This is a genomic window from Cysteiniphilum sp. JM-1, assembly GCF_008711525.1.
In the GTDB taxonomy this organism is placed as follows: domain Bacteria; phylum Pseudomonadota; class Gammaproteobacteria; order Francisellales; family Francisellaceae; genus Caedibacter.
The window spans coordinates 1-4,729 of record NZ_VXKS01000046.1 but is presented as its reverse complement, the minus strand read 5'-3'; the positions used below and the strand labels follow the sequence as shown (position 1 = coordinate 4,729).

Genomic DNA, 4,729 nt, shown 5'->3' with positions numbered 1-4,729 from the left:
TACATCATGCAACCGTGATTAGCCTAGAAGGAGAAAGTTATCGTATGAAAAAATAATTTTTTTGCTATAAATCGGCAAAGTTAGTTGTCGTAACCGGAAAAGTTAGTTGACATTTGATAGCATCCTCCTATATTGGAAAGACAAGGGTTATCTAATATGTCTACAGATAGTACTGTAGACGAGGTTGTTAAAGATGAAAGGTTTATAAAACGTGATGGTGAAGTTATAGCAAGACGTTATAGCATGACAGAGCTTTTGAAAGGAAAATTTAAAGGACAATCTGAAGATCAAATCAAAAAGAATGAACAATTAGCAGAAGATGATAGGTTCAAGTCATTTTTCATTAAAGATGATGAAAATGAGGCTAAAAAATTATCAATCCACAATGGTGATATCATTAAGGAAAGGAAGCTTGAACCCAAAGACAGGCGTATAGGCAAAAATACTAAAGAAATAGTAGATGTTACAAAAATAGCTGTAATCTCATTAGAAAGTGGAAAAGGTACCTTTTCAAAGAGATATTCTAAGATCAAGGTGGAAGACAACAATAGTTTGATTGCCTCTGGTGGTAGAGGCAGAGGCAAGAAATTCTATGATAACACTACAGATATGTCAGGAAAATCGCTCGAGCAGTTAATAGAGAAAGAGTTAGAATCAAAGGTGATCCCCAATGTTATATGTGTTATTGAATCAGATGTTTCAGTGAAAAATTTAAAAATAAAAAATCATTCATACTCTATGGTCTATCAGATAGAAGGAAAAAACAAAAAAGGAGACACGGATCATAAGCAGTCAATGACTGCTTATGTGAGAAATGATATTAGTAAGCAATTTAAGGTGGAAGTGCATGATATTAATCAAAAGGCACTAAATCATAAGTGTCTGTTAGTTCAGTGGCAGGTTGATAACCAGAAATATGGACATTTAATTGTTCACATCCCAAATGAGTACGTAAAGACAAAAAAACTTGAAGGCGATGTTATTGATGCAATTAATATATCGGAATATGATAAACTTAAAGCAAGATCCATTATATTGACAGGGGTTTCTGGTGACACAAATTTCTCACAGAAACTGACAGCGTTAGAAAATAAAACTGTCCCATCAATAAATGGGTTTTCTCATGATGGTAAATACGATGCATGCACGTCTTCATCGGCCGCTAATGGTACGGCATTTATGCAGAGCATTCCAAGGTATGATGAAAGATATATCTCTATGCAAGCCTCGACATTGAATCGATCAGTAACCAAAGAATTTATTAGTGTAGGGGAGGGAAAGGAAAAAGAACAAAAACAAGGATCAAAAGATCATATCAGTATGATGGTCTTTGTTGGTCATGATAAAGTGCGTGAAAATTTGAGTTATAGTGATCTAAATTTAACCTGATTACTTCCTGTTTTTTAAAAATTTGTCCATCATTTTTGTTATGCTTATTTGATTACAAAGATGATGCACTGAGAAGTTCATGCCCTAAATGTCTACAGCTAAATAAATAAAAAGGATCCCATATGGCAACTAATAACCCAAAACAAATTATGCATAATGTCGTTGATGCATTAATTACATTTTACCCAATTATTACCATTATAGCTGTGTTGATTGGAGTTATCTTTATTATTGTAGGAATGGTGCGTTTAACCAAGCACGGAAAGCAAGCGGGGATGAGACATTATTCACCAGTAACGACGATTTGTTATTTGCTTGCAGGTACTTTTTTAGTGTCACTCAATGCATTTATCGATATGTTATCCAAAACAGTTTTTGGTGCAGATAAAATTCCCTATAACAGTAATTTATTTGAAAGTATTGAGCATAAAACTTCAGAGCCTATGCAGATGATTTATGTTGTGATGATTGTTGTTGGCGTTGTGTCAATTATTCGTGGGATGATGTTAATGACACGTGTGGGTGAGCAGCAACACAGTGAAGGTATGACAAAAGTTATTACACATCTTATTGCTGGTGTTTTTGCTATTAATTTGCAATATGTAATCAGTATGTTTTAAGGAGAAAATTATGCATTTGCTTTTTTCTATGCTGGTTATTATTACGGCATTAAGTAGTTATATTAATTTAAAAGTTCTTAAGCTAGATAAATCAATTGGTTTAATTATCATTAGTTTAGTTATTTCAATTGTCACAATGGGTGCTCTACATTTTCACCCTGATGAGATAGCACCTATTGTGAATATTTTAAGTGGCGTAGACTTTAAAACTACTGTGTTAGAAATTATGTTGGGCTATCTACTGTTCGCTGCAGCCATGAATATTAATACAGTTGACCTACATCGAGTGTTTGGAGCGGTGCTATATATGGCAAGTATTGGTGTTATTGTTACCACTTTTATTGTTGGTTTTGTATTATATTGGGTTGTTAGTTTTTTTGGGTTTGATTTAAGCTTGGGTTATTGCCTAATTTTTGCAGCACTTATTTCGCCAACTGACCCTATTGCAGTGATTTCAGTTTTTAAATCAGCATCAAAAGTACCGCAAGCCATCAAAACTAAAGTGACAGGTGAGTCACTTTTTAACGATGCTGTGGGTATATTAATGTTTGTTGTACTGCTTAATGTTTTTGGCTTAAATTCTGAAGCTGGATTTAATTTTGGTGTAAAAGAAGTTGTGCTTGAGATATTGCACGAAGCTGGAGGAGGTGTATTGTTTGGTTATGTCATTGGTAGGTTAGGCGCTTTTTTACTTAGGCGGGTTGATGACAGTGAGGTTTGTTTATATATTACCTTAGGAATTGCCAGTGCAGGGTTTGTGATTGCCGAGTCACTGGGTTTATCAGCGCCAATTGCAATGGTGATTGCTGGTCTTGTAATTGGTAGCTTTTGTCGAAAGGATAAATTTACCCAAAAAACAACACAGTCACTATTAACCTTTTGGCATATTATAGAAGAAATCCTTATTTCATTTCTGTTTGTCCTAATAGGACTTGAAGTATTCAGCATTAAATTTGAAGTGAGTTATTTAATTTTGGGTATAATTACCATTGCTATTATTTTAGGTGCTAGATATATCAGTATATTTATCCCCTATGCTACGGTGAATTATGCTAGAAAAAGAGGCTTACCACAAAAAGAGATGTTATTAATAACTTGGGGAGGGATTCGAGGCGGCATTTCCATCGCACTGGCATTGTCATTAACCCGTGCTCCAGACTTGTTAATAACCTTAACTTACATTGTTGTCGTTTTGTCAATTTTAGTTCAAGGGGGGAGCTTTAAGTTTTTAATTAATAAAACATACAAAAGAAGTTAGAACACTTTATTTAAGGAGTATATAAATTTATGCAAAGTAAATTAAAAAACACAATAGAAATTGCTGAGCGTGTGAAGAAAGTTGTTGATGTTCTGGCAAATATGAAACATGAGTCGGTAAGTTGGGCAACAATAGCAGTTATATCTTATGGCATTTCTGAAGTGGCTAAACTTTATAATTCAGAAAGTGATATATATGGTGAGGTAAATCCTGTTATTACAGATTCGCTTAATAAATATATCTTGCCTGTTGTAGCGACATTAGCATCCAATACATTATACAAAGCTTGTGGTGATATAATCAATGCAAAAAAATATATTGCAGAAGGGGAGTTTGTGGTAAGTGGAGTTGCAATTTATAATGCCATGCTAAGGGTTTTTAAAGACGCTCCTCATATTAATCAAGCTCTTGATATTGCTCAGAGTATTTATAACTCAAGGGAGTGGATATATTCTTTCACGGGGCATGATCTCATCTTTTTTAGCAAATCTGCAGATGCTGCTCTTGAGCTCGACTTTTTCTCATCAAACAATTTGGATTATGCTTTTATTTGTTGTAAAGATGCTAATAATGAAACTTTATTCAGCACCACTTGGGATACTTCTTATTTAGCTAATTTTTATCAGTATAAAGTTGGGTATTTACCTGGAAGATGGTGCAAAAATGATGATGAATGGGTATTTGCAACTCCTATTTCACAAGAAAAGCTTATTGAAGAGTGTGATCTACGATATGCAAACTCTACTTGGGGTAGTCTCTTTCATAATTATGATGCAGATATTGAACAAAAAACCTCTGCAGTTTGTGCTGTTGGTTTTGCTGGTAGAGAATATCGAATTAAATATTATTCACCAATACAAGTAGATAAAGAGAATAAACAAATAAGTATTCCAATGCAACCGCTATGTAATTCACTCGTTAAGTTTGATCAACAGCAAAAACAGGATGAGCGTATCAGAGATGAATTTATTCGGGACTCTGAGAAGGTAGAACGTAAAAATCCACAGAAAATCTGTTTTTGGTTAACTAGTGAGGAAATACCGCGTATAGAACTAGATAATTAAAATAAAAGAGTGTCCTAAGCGGCTTCACTGCACCTAAATATAGCAGTAACTTAAGGGTGTTAGTGATATGAAAAATGAACAAAAAACAGCAAGTGACTCGGGAGGTAAAATATGAAAAATAATGTAACTACCCAGCAACATAGGAAAGGTATAGAGCAGAAGTTTCTAGAAAATGTAAATGATCATTTCGGTGAAAAATACTTAGTATAATACCCCCAAGAAATTTAAACAGTATCTTTTGAAATTCATTTCCGATATATTGTTGAAAGTGAAATGAACAGAGGGCGTATTTATGAGCACAAAAAGGACAAGTTACTCATCCGAGTTCAAGGTAAAAGTTGTGTTAGAATTATTGGCAAATGAGCTTACGTTAGCAGAACTCGCTAGCAAACATAATA

At 34.0% G+C, this 4,729-nt stretch carries 4 protein-coding genes; all 4 read left to right on the top strand.

What is annotated here, in order from left to right:
* The first annotated feature begins 156 nt into the window (after positions 1-156).
* The 4 genes from F3D68_RS10980 to F3D68_RS10965 all read left to right on the top strand — a co-directional run bounded on the left by F3D68_RS10980 (position 157) and on the right by F3D68_RS10965 (position 4,331).
* Positions 157-1,389 carry a hypothetical protein gene (locus F3D68_RS10980; protein WP_151194474.1) on the top strand — a complete coding sequence of 411 codons (1,233 nt, stop codon included), beginning with the start codon at positions 157-159 and terminating at the stop codon, positions 1,387-1,389.
* A gap of 122 nt (positions 1,390-1,511) precedes the next feature.
* Complete coding sequence (locus F3D68_RS10975; RefSeq protein WP_151194473.1) at positions 1,512-2,009, top strand: hypothetical protein; 498 nt, start codon at positions 1,512-1,514, stop codon at positions 2,007-2,009.
* Positions 2,010-2,019: 10 nt separating this feature from the next.
* A complete protein-coding gene (locus tag F3D68_RS10970) occupies positions 2,020-3,267 on the top strand; it encodes a cation:proton antiporter (protein ID WP_151194472.1) in 1,248 nt (415 codons plus the stop codon).
* Positions 3,268-3,296: 29 nt separating this feature from the next.
* Positions 3,297-4,331, top strand: coding sequence for a hypothetical protein (locus F3D68_RS10965; protein ID WP_151194471.1), 1,035 nt, complete (start codon positions 3,297-3,299; stop codon positions 4,329-4,331).
* The last annotated feature ends 398 nt before the right edge of the window (positions 4,332-4,729 follow it).

Coding starts and splice junctions, on each gene's coding strand:
- F3D68_RS10980 (WP_151194474.1), top strand. CDS start 157: ATGTCTACAGATAGTACTGTAGACGAGGTTGTTAAAGATGAAAGGTTT.
- F3D68_RS10975 (WP_151194473.1), top strand. CDS start 1,512: ATGGCAACTAATAACCCAAAACAAATTATGCATAATGTCGTTGATGCA.
- F3D68_RS10970 (WP_151194472.1), top strand. CDS start 2,020: ATGCATTTGCTTTTTTCTATGCTGGTTATTATTACGGCATTAAGTAGT.
- F3D68_RS10965 (WP_151194471.1), top strand. CDS start 3,297: ATGCAAAGTAAATTAAAAAACACAATAGAAATTGCTGAGCGTGTGAAG.